Below are 17,300 nucleotides of genomic sequence, written 5' to 3' on the forward strand. Positions count from 1 at the left end.
CCTTGCACGCCGCATCATCAAGCCTGTGCAATATACGGCGTGTGCAACTATCTCGGACGCTCGTAGTTGCTCACGCTCATAACCACTCTACCTCCGGAAGAAGGAAGTCCATGCCCGCCGCTCTGCTCGCCCTCGCGATCAGCGCTTTCGGGATCGGCACCACCGAGTTCGTGATCATGGGCCTGCTGCCCGACGTCGCGGCCGATTTCGGCGTCTCGATCCCGTCCGCAGGCCTGCTCATCTCCGGCTACGCGCTCGGCGTCGTCGTCGGTGCCCCCGTGCTCACCGCGCTCGCTTCGCGGGTCCCACGCAAGACCGTGCTGGTCGCCCTGATGGGCCTGTTCATCGCCGGCAACGTCCTTTCGGCGCTGGCCCCGAGCTACGGCCTGCTGATGACCGGCCGGGTCGTCGCGGCCCTGTCGCACGGCGCGTTCTTCGGCGTCGGCTCGGTCGTCGCCGCCTCGCTGGTCGCCCCGGCCAACCAGGCCAGTGCGATCGCGCTGATGTTCACCGGGCTGACCGTGGCCAACGTGCTCGGCGTGCCGGCCGGCACCGCGCTCGGCCAGGCCTTCGGCTGGCGCTCGACGTTCTGGGTGGTCAGCGTGCTGGGCGTCGCCGGCGCGATCGGCATTCTCGCGCTCGTGCCGCACCAGCCGAAGAGGGACGACGTCGGCCTGCGCGGCGAACTGGCCGTGTTCCGCCGTCCGCAGGTCTGGCTCGCGCTGGCCATGACGGCGCTCGGTTTCGCCGGCGTCTTCGCGTCGTTCACCTACATCGCGCCGATGATGACCGAGGTCGCCGGCTTCTCCAGCGGTGCCGTCACCTGGCTGCTCGTGCTCTTCGGCGCCGGGCTGCTCGCCGGCAACCTGCTCGGCGGCAAGGCCGCGGACCGCAAGCTGATGCCCAGCCTGTACGTCATCCTCGCCGCGCTGGCGATCGTGCTGGTGGCGTTCGGCTTCACCGCGCACGCGAAGGTGCCGGCCGCGATCACGATCGCGTTGTTCGGCGCGGCCGGGTTCGCGCGAGTCTTTCCGGGCCTTCGTCCCGGGCCGGGGGCTCCGCCACCCGGAGCCCCCACAAGAAGGTGGTCCCGCCGCTGCAGGCCCGCGTGATGGCCAAGGCCGAGGGCGCCCCGGCGCTGGCCTCGGCGGCGAACATCGCCGCGTTCAACCTCGGCAACGCCGGCGGCGCGTGGCTGGGTGGCCAGGCCATCGAAGCCGGCCTCGGCTACACCGCCCCCAACTGGATCGGCGCCGTGCTCGCCGCGGCGGGCCTCGCCGTGGCGCTCGTCTCCGGCCTGCTCGACCGCAAGGCCCCGGCTCGTTTCGCAGCCGCGGAACGGGTACCCGCCCGATGAACCACCCACCGAAAGGAACCCTTGTGACCAGCGTGCCCGTGATCGAACTCAACAACGGCGTGCGGATGCCCCAACTGGGCTACGGCGTGTTCCAGGTCCCGGACAACGAGACCGCCACCGCCGTGAAGGCCGCGCTCGAAGCGGGCTACCGCAGCATCGACACCGCCACCGTCTACGGCAACGAAAAGGGCGTCGGCCAGGCCATCGCCGAGTCCGGCATCGCCCGCGACGAGCTCTTCGTCACCACGAAGCTGTGGAACTCCGCCCAGGGCTACGACTCGACGCTCAGGGCGTTCGACTCGAGCATGGAGAAGCTCGGCCTGGAGCAGCTCGACCTGTACCTGATCCACTGGCCCACGCCCGAGCGCGACAAGTACCTCGACACGTGGAAGGCGTTCGAGAAGCTGCACGCCGACGGCCGGGTCCGCGCGATCGGCGTGTCCAACTTCCAGCCCGCGCACCTCGAGCGCCTGCTCGACGCCGCTGACGTCGCCCCGGCGGTCAACCAGGTCGAGCTCCACCCCTACCTGCAGCAGCAGGAGCTCCGCGAGTTCGACGCGAAGCACGGGATCGCGACCGAGGCGTGGAGCCCGCTGGCCAAGGGCGGCTCGCTGCTGGGCGACCCGATCATCGCGGAGCTGGCGGTGAAGCACGGCCGCACGCCGGCGCAGATCGTGCTGCGCTGGCACCTGCAGCTGGGCAACGTGGTGATCCCGAAGTCCGTGACGCCGTCGCGGATCGAGGAGAACTTCGACCTGTTCGGGTTCACCCTCGCGGAGGAGGAACTGGAGTCGCTGACGCCGCTGGACCGCGGCGAGCGCACCGGCCCGGACCCGGACACCTTCAACGCCGCCTGACCCCGTCGTGAGTGGTTAGGGCGGTTAGAACCGCCCTAACCACTCACGACGAGCCGCGGCAGCCCTCACTGCTTGCGGGCGACTCCGCCCAGGGTGAGGAAGTTCAGCTCGCTCAGCGGGTGGATCCGGGGGCCGTCCGGCCACCATTCGTGCAGGTAGACCAGCCCCGGCCGGAGCAGCTCCGTGCCGTCGAAGAACGACGTGATCTGCTCCCGGGTGCGGTGCACGCTGCCCAGCCCGGTGCCCTGGAAGCTCGTCTCGAGCAGCCGCGCCAGCTCCTGGCGGGGCGAGTCCTCTTCCGGGTCGAAGTTGTGCGTGAGCAGCAGGTACGAGCCGGGCGCGAGCGCCGCCACGTACTCGGCGACGATCGACTTCGCGCGCTCGTAGTCGTCGATGTGGTGGACGATCGACGTCAGGATCAGCGCCACCGGCCGGGTGAAGTCGAGGTAGTCCTTGACGACGTCGTCGGCCAGCGTCTCGGCCGGGCGGGTCAGGTCGGCGCCCGTCACGTGGGTCAGGTAGTTCTCTTCGAGCAGCGCCCGGCCGTGCACCTGCACGACCGGGTCGTTGTCGACGTACACGACCTGCGCGTCCGGGTTGTACCGCTGGGCCACCTGGTGGGTGTTCTCCGCCGTCGGCATGCCCGAGCCCAGGTCCAGGAACTGGTCGATGCCGCGCTTCCCGGCGAGGAACCGGACCGCGCGCACCAGCCAGTCGCGGTGCTCCTTCGCCATCGTGCGCGCGCCGGGTGCGATCGCCAGCAGGCGCCGCATCGCTTCGCGGTCGACCTCGTAGTGGTCGTGGCCGCCCAGCAGTGCGTCCGACAGCCGGGCCAGGCTCGCCTTGGAGAAATCGAGGGAAGCGGAGCCGCCCTCGGTTCCGGACCGCAGGTCGCCAGGCGTCATCGACTGTTCTCCCTCGTCTGTGGCGCCGGCCCCTGCCCGGGCCCGGCCACCTGTGTCCGGCAACGGACAGTGCTCAGACTACGACATGCCGTTCACCAAGTGAACCGGGCCGAAGGGCCTTGCCTGCCAGGGACAACTACCCGATCGTCCATTCGCGCCAGATGTGCCCGCCGTCCGTGGTCCGATACACCGCGGAGCCGCCGTCGGCGTCCGGCTGGCCGTCGACGACCACCCCGATGCCGCGGCCCGGGAAGTCCAGATCGGTGAGGCTGAGCCCGCGGTCGGACAGCACGCTCGTCGTCCAGGTGCGGCCGCCGTCGGCCGTGCTGTGCAGGAACCCGGTGCCGCCGCCCTCCGCCGCGACCGTCGCGGACGACGGCGACGCGGCGGCGAAGCCCTGCGTGATCCCGGCGAACGGCGCCGCGTCCGCACCGCTGAACGTCCCCCCGAGCTTCGGCGCGTGCCGCAGCTGCCGTTCGGTCGAACCGGGCTGCGGCGAGCCCGGGCTGCTGCCGCACAACGCCACGACCTGCCGGTCGCGCACCCCGGCGAGCGAGGCGACCGACCCGGCCGGGCACGGCGGTTCGGCCGGCGTGAAGCGGACGCCGTCGCGCGAGGTCCAGTACTTCTCCGTGCCGTAGTCCGCGCCGAGCGCGACCTGCAGGCCGCCGCCGACGGCCAGGTCGCCGTAGGTGATCCCGCCACCGGCCGCGAAGCCGGGCGCCGGGACCAGCACCGCCGAGCCGGCGGCGCCCGAGTACAGCCGCGTCGAGCCGTGCCCCTCGCCGAAGCTGGTGAGGACGGCGAAGACCCGGCCGGCGGTTTCGGTGATCTTCGAGAGGTAGTACGGCTCCCGCGCGCCGGCCAGGCCAAGCGGGTGCCAGCTCGCGCCGCCATCGCGCGTCGTGCGCACGTGGACGCCGTCGCTGACGTAGGCGACGCGGTCGTCGACGAACGTCAGCGCGACGTGGTTGTGGTTGTCCGGCAACGACATCGGCGGCGCGCCGAGGCGCCGCCAGTGCGTCCCGCCGTCGGACGTGCCGAGCAGCGCCGGGCACCACGACTTCGCGCACGGCGAGTACCCCAGGACGTATCCGGTGTCCGGCCCGGTCCAGCTCGTCGAAGCGGGCTGGAACCCCTTCGGGACCACGGTTTCCGCCGTCGCGGGCGAGCCGGACACGGCCAGGAGGGTGAGGACGGACGCGAGCAGCGCCGGGATTCTCATGATCACACGGACGTGCCGCGCGGGCCGGGGTTGCCCGGCCGCGCGAGGTTCGCACCGCACGGCTCAGTGGACGACGCGAACAGCACCAGCCGGAAGTCGACCTGGGCGATCAGGCCGGTGACCCGAGCGGCGGCCGGCCGAGCGGTAGCCGGTGCTCACGTCAGGCCCTCGGTGAACGAGGCCACGAAGCGCAGCAGATCCGCACCGGCGGCGAGGTCGCCGAGCACGATGATCTTCACGGTGGCGCGCTCCTCGTCGTAGATGGTCTCGACGCGCAGGGGCCGCTCGCCCCCGTCCCGCGGCCCGTTCACCGAGGCGACGACCACGGTGGCGATCCGGTCGGCCGTCGCCCGGTCGACCCCGCCGATCTCGGCGACGCCCGAAAGTTCGGCCACAGGCCGGTCCGGCCGGGGTTCCGTCACCGACAGGCCGGTGAATGCCTCGAGATCGTCGGCGGCGATCCGGTACTGCTTGCCGATCCGGACCGCCTTCAGCCGCCCGTCCCGCACGTAGTTCCGGACCGTCCGGACGTGCAGCCCGAGCTTCGCGGCGACCTGTTCGACGGAGAAGACTTCCCGCGCCATAACCCTCCTCGCGTTCCGCAAATTACCCTATCACGCCCATTATGAGGGAAGTTTGAGGAACTCGCGGTTCACCCACCCGGGTCGCGGGTATTCCCCGGTGCTGGTCCCGCACGCCCAGATACGTCCACATCGGACAGTCGAAAGGACGGCGACGTCGATGCCGTATCCCCCGCCCCCGGAGCCCTACGAACCGCCGTACGAACCGGCCCCGGCCGAAGAAGTCGTGGAGCGCACCCACCCGCGCATCCGGATCGTGCGCACGGTCAACGCCCTCATCCACCTCGTGTGCGGGGTCTTCGCCCTGGTGCTCGCCGCGCACATCCTGCTGGTGTTCGGTGAGGCGAACGCGGCGAACGGCTTCGCGCACCTCATCTCCGAGTGGTCGTCCGGCGTCTCCCTCGGCCTGCGCAACCTCTTCACCCCGGACTCCGAGAAGTTCCGGGTGTTCTGCAACGACGGCCTGGCCGCGGTCATCTGGCTGGTCATCGGCGCCGTGCTGACCGATGTCATCACGCGCATCGGCGCGCCCGGCCCGAGGCGGGTCTGGTACCGCCGCCGCAGCTACTACGGCTGATACACCGGAGAAGCCGCCCCGGTCACGACCGGGGCGGCTTCTCCGTGCGCTGGGTCAGCTCTGCGGCTGTTCGGCGACCGGTTTGACGGGCTCCGGCGCCGGCTGCGCCGGGACTTCGGCGGCGTCGGCCGGCCGGGGAGCGGGAACGCCCTGGGCGGCGACCACGTCGAAGTGCTCCCGGCACCAGCGGCCGTAGCGGCGTGCCTGCACTGTCATTGCGTCCACCTCCTCTCCACGGGCGATCCTGGTCACACCCTCAGCGTCCTCCGCCGGGGCGCCGAAAGCCAACAGATTTAAGCGGGACTTAAGGACACGGCCGGGTGAACGTCCACAAAGGACTTCAGCCCGCGAACTCCCGCACGACCGCCCGGCAGAACGCCGGCAGGTCGTCCGGATTGCGGCTCGAGACCAAGCCGTTGTCGACTACTACTTCTTCGTCGACGACGGTGGCGCCGGCGTTACGCAGGTCGGTCCGGATGCTCGGGTACGAAGTCAGCGTGCGGCCACGTACGACATCCGCTTCGACGAGCGTCCACGGACCGTGGCAGATCACCCCGACCGGCTTGCCGGCGCGGACGAAATCGCCGACGAACTTGACCGCTTCGCCGTTCGTCCGCAGGTTGTCGGGGTTCATCGTGCCGCCCGGCAGCAGCAGCGCGTCGAAGTCGCCGACCTCGACGTCGGCCACCTTGCGGTCGACCGCGAACCGGTCGCCCTTGTCGATGTCGCCGTTCATCGCCTGGATCTCGCCGGTGTCCAGGGACACCAGCTCCACCGTCGCGCCCTCGTCGAGGACGGCCTGGCGCGGCTTCTCCAGCTCGACCTGTTCGACGCCGTCCGCGGCCAGGATCGCGACGCGGCGGCCTTGCAGTGCGTTCGCCATGGGATTCCTCCGTCGGGATCAATGCACGAAGGAATTACCCGCTGCTGAACTGGCCAAACGCGGTCCACACAGGACAGACAATCAGTCCGAGCACTCGATGGCCAGTACGGCGATGTCGTCGTGGGCGGAGCTGCCGAGCCAGTCGCGCACGGCCTGCCGCAGCCGCCGCACGACCTCGCGGGCGGGCTGGCCCGCCGCGGTCGCCAGCACCGCGCGCAGCCGGTCGTCGCCGAACAGCTCCGTCTGGTCGTGCCGGTTGCGGGCCTCGGTGATGCCGTCGGTGTAGAGCAGGCAGACGTCGCCGCGCTCCAGCCGCACCTCCGCCTCGGCGAACCGGGCCTGCGGCGAGATCCCGACCAGCGTCCCCGGAACGGTGACCTCCTCGACCACGCCACCCCGGCGGACGATCAGCGGTGCCGGGTGCCCGCCGGAGGCCAGCGTCAGGCCGACGCCGCCGTCCGACGGCCGGGCCGTGCCGAGCACCAGCGTGGCGAACCGGCTGCTGCCGCCGGCGATGAGCAGCTCGTTGAGCAGCCGCAGCAGCGTCCGGCCGTCGCGCTCGACCATGGCGAGCGCGGTCAACGCGTGCCGGACCCGCCCGGTCAGCGCCGCGGCCTCGGCGCCCTTGCCGCAGATGTCGCCGAGCACCAGGAACGCGCTGCCGTCGTCGTGGGCGAGGACGTCGAAGAAGTCGCCGCCGACCGCGAGGACCCCGGCGGCCGGCTCGTACCAGGTCTCGAACCGGGCGCCGTCCAGCTCGGGCGGGTCGACCGGGCGCAGCGTGGTCTCCAGGCCGCGCGTGGCCTCTTCCTGGCGGGCGTAGCGCTGCGCGTTGGCCAGCGCCGTCCCGGCCGCCTTGGCGAACTCGACGACCGCGCGGACCTGCTCGGCGCCGAACTCCGGGTCCGCCTTGCGGCCCAGGAGCAGGACGCCGGTGACGCCGGCGCCGCTGTTCGGGCCCAGCGACACCACCGCCACCTCGGCGTGCCCGGCGAACCGGTCGGCGACGATCGACGGGAGGGTGGCGACCTCGGGCGCGGGCACCGGGGCCGGCCGCGGCTTGCCGGTGGCCGCGAACGTCGCCGCCAGCACCGGCGCGACCTGCGCCGGGACGCGGCGGATCCGGCCGTGGCCGTGCGCCGACGGACGCTCGCAGCTCCACCACTCCCACCGGCCGCGGGTGGTGGGCAGCAGGACGAAGACGGTCTCGGCCAGCGCGGAGGAGGCCAGCTCGGCGATCACCCGCGCGGTGCCGTGCCGCCCGCGCGCGGCGGCCAGCCGCGGCCCGGCTTCGGCGAGGAAGTCGCCGACGTGCCGCTGCGGGACGTCTTCCGCGGGCACCGTCCAGGCGTGCCAGCCGCCGGGCAGGGCTCGGACCCGGGCCGGACGACGATTACCCGCCACTTCGACGTGCCCGACCAGAGTTTTTCCGGGGGTCCGGGTGGCGGAGCCCCCGGCTTGGGGCGAAGCCCCGGATGTCGCAGTCTCGGCGATCGCGTGCAGCCGCGGCTCGGCGCCGCCGGTCAGCGTCCGCGCGGCCGGGTTCGCCCAGCGCAGCACCCCGTCGGCGTCCTGGAGGAACACCGCGTCGCGCACGTCTTCGAGGACGGCCCGTCCGAAGGCGTCGAAGCCCGGCGGCGCGTCCTCAGCGGTCATCGGCGGCAGGGCCGTCGAGGCCGGAGCCGGACGTGACACCATGCACGGACCTCCTGCCTCCGGACTGCTATCGCACGGTTACCGCGTGAGCGGGCGGACTGGCTCGAAGTGTAGGGCGAATCATGACACGCTGGGTCGAGGACCATGGCTGGCGCATGCGTGGTGGAGAGGTCGGCACACATGACAACGGAATCCCAGAGCGAGGCGGCGGCGCTGGAGCGGCTGCTCGTGGCGGTGCGGGATCTCGGGGACGGCAACTTCCGCCGGCGGCTCGTACCGCACGGCGACGGCATCTCGGCGCAGCTCGCGGTCGCGTTCAACGACATCGCCGAACGCAACCAGCGACTGGTCAGCGAGCTGCTGCGGGTACGCGCGGCCGTCGGCCAGGACGGCAGGCTGAGCGAGCGGCTGGAGGCCGAAGTCGGGCCCGGCGGCTGGAGCACCGCCGTCGACAGCGTCAACGGCCTGGTCGAGGACCTCACGCGGCCGACGATCGAGCTGGACCGGGTGCTCGGCGCGGTCGCCGAGGGCGACCTCTCCCAGCCGATGACCTTGACCCTGGCCGGCCGGCCGCTGCAGGGCGCGTACGCGACGCTGGCCAAGACGGTCAACGGCCTCATCGCGCAGCTGTCCCGCTTCGCCGCCGAGGTGACGAGGCTCTCGGGCGAGATCGCGGGTGAGGGACGTCTCGGCGGCCAGGCGGTCGTCCCGGGCGTGTCCGGCACCTGGCGCGACGTGACCGACTCCGTCAACTTCATGGCCGACAACCTCACCGAGCAAGTCCGCAACATCGCCCAGGTCACCACGGCCGTCGCGCGCGGCGACCTGACCCAGAAGATCAACGTCGACGCCCGCGGCGAGATCCTCGAGCTCAAGAACACCATCAACACCATGGTCGACCAGCTCTCGTCGTTCGCCGACGAGGTCACCCGCGTCTCCCGCGAGGTCGGCAGCGACGGCAAGCTCGGCGGCCAGGCCCAGGTGGCCGGCGTCGCCGGGACGTGGCGCGACCTCACCGACTCCGTCAACCAGATGGCGGACAACCTCACCGACCAGGTCCGCGGGATCTCGCTGGTGGCGACCGCGGTGGCCAACGGCGACCTGACGAAGAAGATCGACGTCGACGCCCGCGGCGAGATCCTGCAGCTGAAGAACACGCTCAACACGATGGTCGACCAGCTCTCGGCGTTCGCCGGCGAGGTCACCCGCGTGGCGCGGGAGGTCGGCAGCGAGGGCAAGCTCGGCGGCCAGGCCGAGGTGGCCGGCGCGGCCGGGACGTGGCGCAGCCTCACCGACTCGGTCAACGGCATGGCCGACAACCTCACCGACCAGGTCCGCAACATCTCCCACGTGACCACGGCCGTGGCGAAGGGCGACCTGACCCAGAAGATCACCGTCGACGCCCGGGGCGAGATCCTCGAGCTCAAGACGACCATGAACACGATGGTGGACCAGCTGTCCGCCTTCGCCGACGAAGTCACCCGCGTCGCCCGCGAGGTCGGCACCGAGGGTCAGCTGGGCGGGCAGGCGCAGGTCCCGGGCGTCGCCGGCACCTGGCGCGACCTCACCGGGTCGGTGAACTTCATGGCGAACAACCTGACCACCCAGGTCCGCAACATCGCCCAGGTCGCCACGGCCGTCGCGCGCGGCGACCTGACCCAGAAGATCGCGGTGGACGCCCGGGGCGAGATCCTCGAACTCAAGACGACGCTCAACACGATGGTCGACCAGCTCTCGGCGTTCGCGGACGAAGTCACCCGCGTCGCCCGCGAGGTCGGTACCGAAGGCAAGCTCGGCGGCCAGGCCACCGTGCCCGGCGTCGCCGGGACCTGGAAGGACCTCACCGACAACGTCAACTTCATGGCGAACAACCTGACCGACCAGGTCCGGAACATCGCCACGGTGACCTCGGCGGTCGCGAAGGGCGACCTGACCCAGAAGATCTCGGTCGACGCGCGGGGCGAGATCCTCGAACTCAAGACGACGCTGAACACGATGGTGGACCAGCTGTCCGCGTTCGCGGACGAAGTCACCCGGGTGGCGCGCGAAGTCGGCACCGAGGGCAAGCTCGGCGGCCAGGCCACCGTCCGCGGCGTCGCGGGCACGTGGAAGGACCTGACCGACAACGTCAACGTCATGGCCACCAACCTGACCGACCAGGTGCGCAGCATCGCCACCGTGGCGGCCGGCGTGGCCAACGGCGACCTGTCGAAGAAGATCTCCATCGACGCCCAGGGCGAGGTCGCGGCGCTGGCCGAGACGCTCAACGGCATGGTCGAGACCCTGCGCGCGTTCGCCGACGAGGTCACCCGCGTCTCCCGCGAGGTCGGCACCGAAGGCATCCTCGGCGGCCAGGCGCGCGTGCCCGGCGTGGCCGGGACCTGGAAGGACCTGACCGAGAACGTCAACTTCATGGCGCACAACCTGACCAGCCAGGTGCGCAACATCTCCCAGGTGACCACCGCGGTCGCGAAGGGCGACCTGACGAAGAAGATCGACGTCGACGCTCGCGGCGAGATCCTGGAACTCAAGACCACGATGAACACGATGGTCGACCAGCTCTCGGCGTTCGCCTCCGAGGTCACGCGCGTGGCGCGCGAGGTCGGCACCGAAGGCAAGCTGGGCGGCCAGGCCGAGGTCGACGGCGTGTCCGGTACCTGGCAGCGGCTCACCGAGAGCGTGAACCAGCTGGCCGGGAACCTGACCACGCAGGTCCGCGCGATCGCCCAGGTGGCGACGGCGGTGACCGCGGGCGACCTGACCCGGCACATCGCGGTCGACGCGTCCGGCGAGGTCGCGGACCTCAAGGACAACATCAACCAGATGATCGCGAACCTCAAGGAGACGACGAGGACCAACCGCGAGCAGGACTGGCTGAAGACGAACCTCGCGCAGCTGTCGGGCCGGATGCAGGGGCACCGCGACCTGGCGTCGGTCGCGGCGCTGATCCTCTCCGAGCTGGCCCCGCTGGTGCGGGCGCAGCAGGGCGCGTTCTTCCTGGCCCGCGACGACGACCGCGACGGCACGGTGCTGGAGTGCATCGCCGCTTACGGCCTCGCCCAGTCGCGCGCCGGCCTGCGGTTCGCGATCGGCGAGTCGCTGATCGGGCAGGCCGCCATCGACCACCGCACGATCCTCGTCCAGGACGCGCCGCCGGAGTACGCGCTGGTGTCGTCCGGGCTCGGCTCGGCGTCGCCGGTCAACCTGATCGTGCTGCCGGTGCTGTTCCAGGGCGAGGTGCTCGGGGTGCTGGAGCTGGCCTCGGTCAACGAGTTCAGCACGGTCCACCAGGACCTGCTGGAGCAGCTGCGGCACACGATCGGCGTCAACGTCAACACGATCCTGTCGAACTCGCGGACTGAAGCGCTGCTCACCGAGTCGCAGCGGCTGGCCCAGGAGCTGCGGGCGCGGTCGGAGCAGCTGCAGGCCCAGCAGGGCGAGCTGCGGCGGTCCAACACCGAGCTGGCCGAGAAGGCGGCGCTGCTGGCCCAGCAGAACCGCGACATCGAGGTCAAGAACAGCGAGATCGAGCAGGCGCGCCAGGAGCTGGAGGAGCGCGCCGGGCAGCTGACGGTGGCGTCGCAGTACAAGACCGAGTTCATGGCGAACATGTCGCACGAGCTGCGGACGCCGTTGAACAGCGCGTTGATCCTGGCGAAGCTGCTGTCGGAGAACCCCGAGGGCAACCTGACGGAGAAGCAGATCCAGTTCGCCAGGACGATCTACGCGGCGGGCTCCGACCTGCAACAGCTGATCAACGACATATTGGATCTGGCCAAGGTCGAAGCGGGCCGGCTCGACATGCAGATGACCGACATCACGCTGCCGGAGCTGGTGGACTACGTCGAGTCCCTGTGCCGGCCGCTGACGGCGGACAAGGGCCTGGAGTTCGCGGTCCACATCGACCCGCCGGTCCCGGGCAGCGTCCACACCGACGAGCACCGGCTCCAGCAGATCCTCCGGAACCTGCTGTCGAACGCGGCGAAGTTCACCGACGAGGGCGGCGTCCGCCTCCACATCCGGGCGGCGGACCCGGCGGAGGTGGAGCAGGAGGCGCTCCGGAACGCGCCGGGCATCATCGCGTTCGCCGTCGAGGACACGGGGATAGGGATCCCGGAGGAGAAGCTGGCGGTGATCTTCGAGGCGTTCCGCCAGGCAGACGGCACGACGAGCCGCAAGTACGGCGGAACGGGCCTCGGGCTGAACATCAGCCAGCAGCTGACGGAGCTGCTGGGCGGCGAGCTGCGCGTGATCAGCGAACCGGGTGCCGGTTCGACCTTCACGCTGTACCTCCCGGTGGCGGCGGCCAACCTGGTCGACCCGGCGGTGACGGCGCTGTCCTCACCCCGCCTGCCGGCGGTCCCGAGCACGGTCCTGGTGGCGGCCCCGGACATCACCCCGAAGCGCTTCCACGGCGAGAAGGTCCTGATCGTCGACGACGACTTGCGGAACGTGTTCGCTCTGGCCGCGGTCCTGGAGCAGGCCGGCCTGGATGTGGTCTACGCGGAGACGGGCGTGGACGGGATCCGGGCCCTGGAGCGCCACGAGGACACAGCGCTGGTGCTGATGGACGTGATGATGCCGGAGCTGGACGGCAACGCGACGATCGCGGCGATCCGGGCGGAGGCGGCCAACGCGGACCTGCCGGTGATCGCGGTGACGGCCAAGGCGACGGCGGAGGACCGCGCCAGGACCCTGGCCAGCGGCGCCGACGACTACATCACGAAGCCGGTGGACACGGACAAGCTGCTGGACGTGATCGCGGCATCCCTGGAAGCGGACGCCGCATCATTCGGAGCGGGTGACGGGAATCGAACCCGCGTAGCTAGTTTGGAAGACTAGGGCTCTACCATTGAGCTACACCCGCGTGCCCCCGAGGTACCCGGGTGCGAGGCCAGCTTAGCGTGACCCGCTAGGCTGACCTCACACCCCCCTGGGGGTGTCACGGGATGTGGCGCAGCTTGGTAGCGCATCCGCTTTGGGAGCGGAGGGTCGCAGGTTCAAATCCTGTCATCCCGACGAGACGGTCGAGGCTACGCTTCGCGTACGCCTCTCACCTCTCGTTGTGTTACCCGGGGGCCGAGCCCCCGGACCCCCACGGTGCCTTCTGCCGCCGGTTTTGGGGTCTTCCGTTCCTCTGCCCTGCCGCCGGTTTGGTGCTCGCCTGTTGCGCTTGCTTGGTTATGTGATGGCGAGCGAATGCACCTTGGTGTTCCAGCTTCCGCCGGCGAAGCAGGTCCTCATGTCGGGACAGTTGCTCGCCTTGGTGGCGTGGTTGCCGTGGAATCCGGGCTGGTCGAAGACCGTGACCACGCAGTAGGAGTACGCCCTGATGACGAACGAGGTGATGTCGCCGTCCACCTTGGCGCCGGTGGAGAAGAAGTCCTTGGTCAGGTCGCCGGAGGAAGCCTCATTGGGTGTGAGGTTGTCGTCGCAGTAGTCCCGGCCGTAGGCGCTGTAGTAGTTCTTGTACCCGCCCGTGTAGTTGACGTCGTCGAACACGGTGAGCAGCGGGGCGACGGCCGCGGCCGTCTGGTAGGACTCCAGCGCCTGCTCGGACGCGAAGCACGTCGCCGGGCCGCCCTCCAATGCCTGGACGCAGTAGTCCCCGTGCGACTCCGCGCTCGCTGATGCCGGTTGCCCGCCGAAAACCACGGCGAGCAGTACCGCGAATACCGCGACAACCCCATGTCTGCGCATGATGTCCCCTTCCATTCGGTGTGCTGATGTCGACCGATGGTGTTCCACGGCTCGTTGAGAAAACTGGACGGAACCTTGAACGCGCTGGTCGGAGGCATGGTGTCCAGGTCGACGTCGGCCGGCTACGACGAAGCCGCCGGTACCTGCGCCAGCCACGTCATCGGCTTCAGGACCGCCTCCGTGAACGCCAGCCTCTGGACTCGCGAAGGGTGCCGCGACGCCCAGTCCGCCGCCAGCGCTCCTCCCCAGTCGTGACCTACCAGGACGACGTCGTCCAGGTCCGGGGCCAGCCGGCGGCCGGCACCGATGGCAGCACGTTGCGCCAAAGGTACGACGACGTCGGGTTGCCGTGCAGGAACACCACCGGCACGCCGGTTCCGGACTCCACATAGGACAAAGTCTTCACTTGAACGCCACCGAGTTCCGCGCTGCCCAGTCAGCGAAGAAAACCGGTGGTCGGCCCAATACCCGTGACGCGTCCTGGCTCACCCGCTGCTCCGCCGGCGACGGCGAGCCCAGGATGTCCAAGGTCGCATTCGCCACCCCGGGGGGCATGAAGCCCGTCATGGCGGAGAAAGCTTCCTCCCGCGTCTGCGGGACGAACCGCACCGGCTCCCCCAATGCCTCTCCGATCGCCGCCGCTTGGTCGCGAGGAGAAATCAAGGCAGGTCCGGTCAGCTCGTACGTCCGGCCCGCGTGCGAGGAGTCCACGAGAGCAGCCGCTGCTACCGCGGCGATGTCCGCCGGGTCGATCACCGGCAGTGCCACCTCGCCGAACGGCGCGGCCAGCGTCCGCGTAGAACGCACGCTTTCCGCCCACTGGAAGGCGTTGGACGCGAAACCGCCCGGGCGCAGCACCGTCCACTCCAGACCCGAGCCGCGCACGGCTTCTTCGAAGACGGCCGGATGACGGCCGGTTCCGACCCCCTGCGACGACAACAACACGACCCGTGCCCCGGCGGCCTGCGCCAGCACCGGTTCCAACGGACCCCGGAAGTCCGGCGGCAGCAACAGAAACACCGCCGACGCGCCCTCGAACGCCGGACGCAAGGACGCCGCGTCCGACAAGTCACCCGGCGCCGGGCCCCGGCGGGACACGGCCCGCACTTCTTCACCCGCCGCCGTCAAAGCCTCTACCAACGGTCGTCCGACGTTTCCCGTCGCTCCAGTCACTACGATCATGCGAGCGACGCTACATTCAGATGTATAGTAGGTACCTAGAGGAAAGTAATGGAGGGAGGCGCCGAAAGTGACCGAGACCACACCCGAACTCGCCTGCCCGATCGCCCCCGTCGTCGACATCGTCTTCAGCCGCTGGACGACGCCGATCCTGTGGGCGCTCAACGAATACGGCCGCCAGCGGTTCGTCGAACTGCAGCGCCGCATCAGCACCATCACCCCGAAGGTGCTCACGCAGCGGCTGCGGCAGCTGGAACGCGACGGCCTGATCACCAGGACCTACCACGCCGAAGTCCCGCCGCGGGTGGAGTACGAGATCAGCGAGCTGGGCCGCAGCCTCGGCCCGATGTTCGCCACGCTCGCCGACTGGTCGGGCAACCTCGCCAAGGTCGACGAAGCCCGGCAGGCCTACGACAAGCGTTCCCGCAGTTCGGCGAGGTAGGCCTCCGCTTCCGCCCGCTCCTCGGGCGAGCCGCCCTCGCGAGCCAGGGCCCCGGAGAGGATCTTCAACGCCTGCATGCCATACGAGAAGACTAGGGCGAAACGTCCAGATAGTCCAGATTCGCTGGGCCGTCGACGGTCGTCGCGGTCAGGCGAACCGTGTGCGGGCCCGCGGTCAGAGCCACCGGCCGCGACACCGTGCTCCACGTCGTCCAGGCGCCGGTCGCCGGGAACGGCACGCCCGTGGCCATCACCGTGCCGTCGACCGCGATGTCCACCGGACGCGCCGCCGCCGTGCCGTTCGCGTAGCCGAACGTCAGCGCCGACGCCGGCCCGTTCACCTGCCACTCGACGTAGCTGCCGGCCGCGTTGGCGCCGTTCGCGAAGCCGGTCCCCGAGAAGCCCGCGTGGTTCGAGTCGATCGTGCCGCCCGCCGACAGCGAAGCCGACTCGGCTTCATGACGAGAGGCCCCGGAAGACAGGCGGTACAGCACCGTCGCGTGCGAGGGCACCGACGCGCTGATCGTCCCCGAAGTGCTCCGGACCGCCTTGCTCCACAGATCTTTCAGCGTGTACGACGGCGCGCCGCCGATGCCGGTCGCGGACGCGGTCGTGCCGATCGTCGCCGTGGACGCCGTTTCGTTGGACAGCGCCACCGCGCGATCACCGTTGGCCAGGACCTTGCTGTAGACGACCAGGCCGCCGGTCGAACCGAGCACGGTCGCCTGCTTGCCCAGCGGGTCCTGATCGAGCGCGATCACGTCGGCGTTCTTCAGGATGGAGAAGCTGTCGTCGGACACCTTCCGCAGGTCGCTGCCGATGAGCAGCGGCGCCGCCATCATGGCCCAGAGGCTGAAGTGCGTGCGGTACTCGGTGGCGGTCATGCCGCCGTTGCCGACCTCCAGCATGTCCGGGTCGTTCCAGTGGCCGGGCCCGGCGTACTGCGCGAGGCCGCGGTTGGCCTGCGCCTTGCCGATCATGCTCGACCACTTGTCGGAGATGTCGCCGGTGGTGCGCCACAGGTTCCCGACCGGCGCGGCCCAGGTCCACGGCTTGTTCTGGCCCCACTCGCAGATCGAGTACGCGATCGGGCGGCCGGACTTCGCGAGCGCGTCCCGCATCGCCTTGTAGCGCTGCTGCGCGTCGACGCCCTGGTTGTTGCAGTTGTCGTACTTCAGGTAGTCGACGCCCCAGCTCGCGAAGAGGTTCGCGTCGGCCTGCTCGTGGCCGAGGCCGCCGGGGAAGCCCGCGGTGTTGCAGGTTTTCGTGCCGGCGCTGGTGTAGATGCCGAACTTCAGGCCCTTCGAATGCACGTAGTCTGCGAGCGCTTTGATGCCACCGGGGAAACGCGCGGGATCCGGCACCAAGTTGCCCGCCGAGTTCCGCGAAGGCAGCGCCCAGCAGTCGTCGATGTTGACGTAGGTGTAGCCGACGTCTTTGAGTCCCTTGCTGACGAAGAGGTCGGCGATACCTCTGATCATTGTTTCGTTGAAGTCGGCCTTACACTGCGTGGAGTTCCAGTTGTTGAACCCCATCGGCGGCGTGCGCAGGAGCCCGTTCTCCAGGGCCGAAGCCGGAGTCTGACTCAGGACGGTGCCGCTGGCCGCGAGCGCGAACGCGGCGGCCGCGGCCGCCGTGCGCCGGAGGAAGGACATGCTTGCTCCCTGGTGGAGACATCGGAGGTCTACCCCAGTTAGTAAAGGATCCTGCCTAACCGAGCGTCAAGAGATCATGTATCAGATATGAAATTAGGTTGCCGCTGGCCGGGACGCTCTCCATCACCCTGGCTCGCTCCACCACGATCGTTCACGGCGTCGGGCGACAGGGCCCCGGCAAAGTCGCGTTTGCCGGGCGGGACGTCATGAAAGGGTCGTTCATAACGTCCGGCGACAGGAAAGGGTCGTTCATGACGTCGCGGCGGCTCCGGCCGGCCGCCCAG

The 17,300-nt window shown here is 70.1% G+C and carries 15 protein-coding genes, 2 tRNA genes and 1 pseudogene; 6 read left to right on the forward strand and 12 right to left on the reverse strand.

Features of this window, described 5'->3' with window-relative positions; genetic code table 11:
• Nucleotides 1-110 precede the first annotated feature (110 nt).
• Both AB0N03_RS07600 and AB0N03_RS07605 read left to right on the forward strand, forming a co-directional pair.
• Nucleotides 111-1,357: pseudogene (locus AB0N03_RS07600) on the forward strand (MFS transporter).
• A 23-nt stretch (nucleotides 1,358-1,380) separates the two neighbouring features.
• Nucleotides 1,381-2,214: an aldo/keto reductase gene (locus AB0N03_RS07605; RefSeq protein WP_364366927.1), complete on the forward strand. Its 834-nt coding sequence runs from the start codon at nucleotides 1,381-1,383 to the stop codon at nucleotides 2,212-2,214.
• A 65-nt stretch (nucleotides 2,215-2,279) separates the two neighbouring features.
• Here AB0N03_RS07605 and AB0N03_RS07610 read toward each other — a convergent pair whose 3' ends face one another.
• From AB0N03_RS07610 to AB0N03_RS07620, 3 genes are all read right to left on the reverse strand, one after another.
• On the reverse strand, nucleotides 2,280-3,119 hold the full coding sequence (locus AB0N03_RS07610) for an SAM-dependent methyltransferase (protein ID WP_364366930.1): 840 nt from the start codon (nucleotides 3,117-3,119) through the stop codon (nucleotides 2,280-2,282).
• 136 nt (nucleotides 3,120-3,255) lie between these two features.
• Nucleotides 3,256-4,350 (reverse strand): hypothetical protein, encoded by a 1,095-nt coding sequence (locus AB0N03_RS07615; protein WP_364366932.1) that lies wholly within the window; start codon nucleotides 4,348-4,350, stop codon nucleotides 3,256-3,258.
• A gap of 149 nt (nucleotides 4,351-4,499) precedes the next feature.
• Nucleotides 4,500-4,928, reverse strand: a complete 429-nt coding sequence (locus tag AB0N03_RS07620; protein WP_364366935.1) for a helix-turn-helix domain-containing protein — start codon at nucleotides 4,926-4,928, stop codon at nucleotides 4,500-4,502.
• Between the two features lie 157 nt (nucleotides 4,929-5,085).
• Between AB0N03_RS07620 and AB0N03_RS07625 the strand changes: the two genes are divergently transcribed.
• Nucleotides 5,086-5,502, forward strand: coding sequence for a hypothetical protein (locus AB0N03_RS07625; RefSeq protein WP_364366938.1), 417 nt, complete (start codon nucleotides 5,086-5,088; stop codon nucleotides 5,500-5,502).
• 54 nt (nucleotides 5,503-5,556) lie between these two features.
• Here AB0N03_RS07625 and AB0N03_RS07630 read toward each other — a convergent pair whose 3' ends face one another.
• The 3 genes from AB0N03_RS07630 to AB0N03_RS07640 all read right to left on the reverse strand — a co-directional run bounded on the left by AB0N03_RS07630 (nucleotide 5,557) and on the right by AB0N03_RS07640 (nucleotide 8,083).
• Complete coding sequence (locus tag AB0N03_RS07630; RefSeq protein WP_364366941.1) at nucleotides 5,557-5,718, reverse strand: hypothetical protein; 162 nt, start codon at nucleotides 5,716-5,718, stop codon at nucleotides 5,557-5,559.
• 124 nt (nucleotides 5,719-5,842) lie between these two features.
• Nucleotides 5,843-6,385: a type 1 glutamine amidotransferase domain-containing protein gene (locus AB0N03_RS07635; RefSeq protein WP_364366943.1), complete on the reverse strand. Its 543-nt coding sequence runs from the start codon at nucleotides 6,383-6,385 to the stop codon at nucleotides 5,843-5,845.
• 81 nt (nucleotides 6,386-6,466) lie between these two features.
• The gene (locus AB0N03_RS07640) at nucleotides 6,467-8,083 is read right to left on the reverse strand and encodes a SpoIIE family protein phosphatase (RefSeq protein ID WP_364366946.1); all 1,617 of its coding nucleotides are present in this window, start codon (nucleotides 8,081-8,083) and stop codon (nucleotides 6,467-6,469) included.
• Nucleotides 8,084-8,221: 138 nt separating this feature from the next.
• Here AB0N03_RS07640 and AB0N03_RS07645 point away from each other — a divergent pair, with 138 nt between their 5' ends.
• Nucleotides 8,222-12,883, forward strand: coding sequence for a HAMP domain-containing protein (locus tag AB0N03_RS07645; protein ID WP_364367165.1), 4,662 nt, complete (start codon nucleotides 8,222-8,224; stop codon nucleotides 12,881-12,883).
• Here AB0N03_RS07645 and AB0N03_RS07650 read toward each other — a convergent pair.
• Nucleotides 12,838-12,908, reverse strand: a tRNA-Gly gene (locus AB0N03_RS07650). The two genes, AB0N03_RS07645 and AB0N03_RS07650, sit on opposite strands and share 46 nt — an antisense overlap.
• 78 nt (nucleotides 12,909-12,986) lie before the next feature.
• On the opposite strand from AB0N03_RS07650, the gene AB0N03_RS07655 reads away from it, so the two are divergent.
• Nucleotides 12,987-13,060: transfer RNA gene (locus tag AB0N03_RS07655), tRNA-Pro, on the forward strand.
• A 162-nt stretch (nucleotides 13,061-13,222) separates the two neighbouring features.
• On the opposite strand, the gene AB0N03_RS07660 is transcribed toward AB0N03_RS07655, so the two are convergent.
• The 4 genes from AB0N03_RS07660 to AB0N03_RS07675 all read right to left on the reverse strand — a co-directional run bounded on the left by AB0N03_RS07660 (nucleotide 13,223) and on the right by AB0N03_RS07675 (nucleotide 14,923).
• Complete coding sequence (locus AB0N03_RS07660; protein ID WP_364366949.1) at nucleotides 13,223-13,741, reverse strand: hypothetical protein; 519 nt, start codon at nucleotides 13,739-13,741, stop codon at nucleotides 13,223-13,225.
• 122 nt (nucleotides 13,742-13,863) lie between these two features.
• Nucleotides 13,864-14,067, reverse strand: coding sequence for an alpha/beta fold hydrolase (locus AB0N03_RS07665; RefSeq protein ID WP_364366952.1), 204 nt, complete (start codon nucleotides 14,065-14,067; stop codon nucleotides 13,864-13,866).
• Nucleotides 13,998-14,147 carry a hypothetical protein gene (locus AB0N03_RS07670; RefSeq protein ID WP_364367182.1) on the reverse strand — a complete coding sequence of 50 codons (150 nt, stop codon included), beginning with the start codon at nucleotides 14,145-14,147 and terminating at the stop codon, nucleotides 13,998-14,000. Before AB0N03_RS07670 ends, AB0N03_RS07665 begins: the two co-directional genes overlap by 70 nt.
• Nucleotides 14,144-14,923, reverse strand: coding sequence for an NAD(P)H-binding protein (locus AB0N03_RS07675; RefSeq protein ID WP_364366955.1), 780 nt, complete (start codon nucleotides 14,921-14,923; stop codon nucleotides 14,144-14,146). The genes AB0N03_RS07670 and AB0N03_RS07675 overlap by 4 nt, the downstream gene beginning before the upstream one ends.
• A gap of 67 nt (nucleotides 14,924-14,990) precedes the next feature.
• Between AB0N03_RS07675 and AB0N03_RS07680 the strand changes: the two genes are divergently transcribed.
• The gene (locus tag AB0N03_RS07680) at nucleotides 14,991-15,362 is read left to right on the forward strand and encodes a helix-turn-helix domain-containing protein (RefSeq protein WP_364366958.1); all 372 of its coding nucleotides are present in this window, start codon (nucleotides 14,991-14,993) and stop codon (nucleotides 15,360-15,362) included.
• A gap of 91 nt (nucleotides 15,363-15,453) precedes the next feature.
• Here AB0N03_RS07680 and AB0N03_RS07685 read toward each other — a convergent pair whose 3' ends face one another.
• The gene (locus AB0N03_RS07685; protein WP_364366961.1) at nucleotides 15,454-17,016 is read right to left on the reverse strand and encodes a carbohydrate-binding protein; all 1,563 of its coding nucleotides are present in this window, start codon (nucleotides 17,014-17,016) and stop codon (nucleotides 15,454-15,456) included.
• Between the last annotated feature and the right edge of the window lie 284 nt (nucleotides 17,017-17,300).

The sequence above is a fragment of the Amycolatopsis sp. NPDC051061 genome, assembly GCF_040682935.1.
In the GTDB taxonomy this organism is placed as follows: domain Bacteria; phylum Actinomycetota; class Actinomycetes; order Mycobacteriales; family Pseudonocardiaceae; genus Amycolatopsis.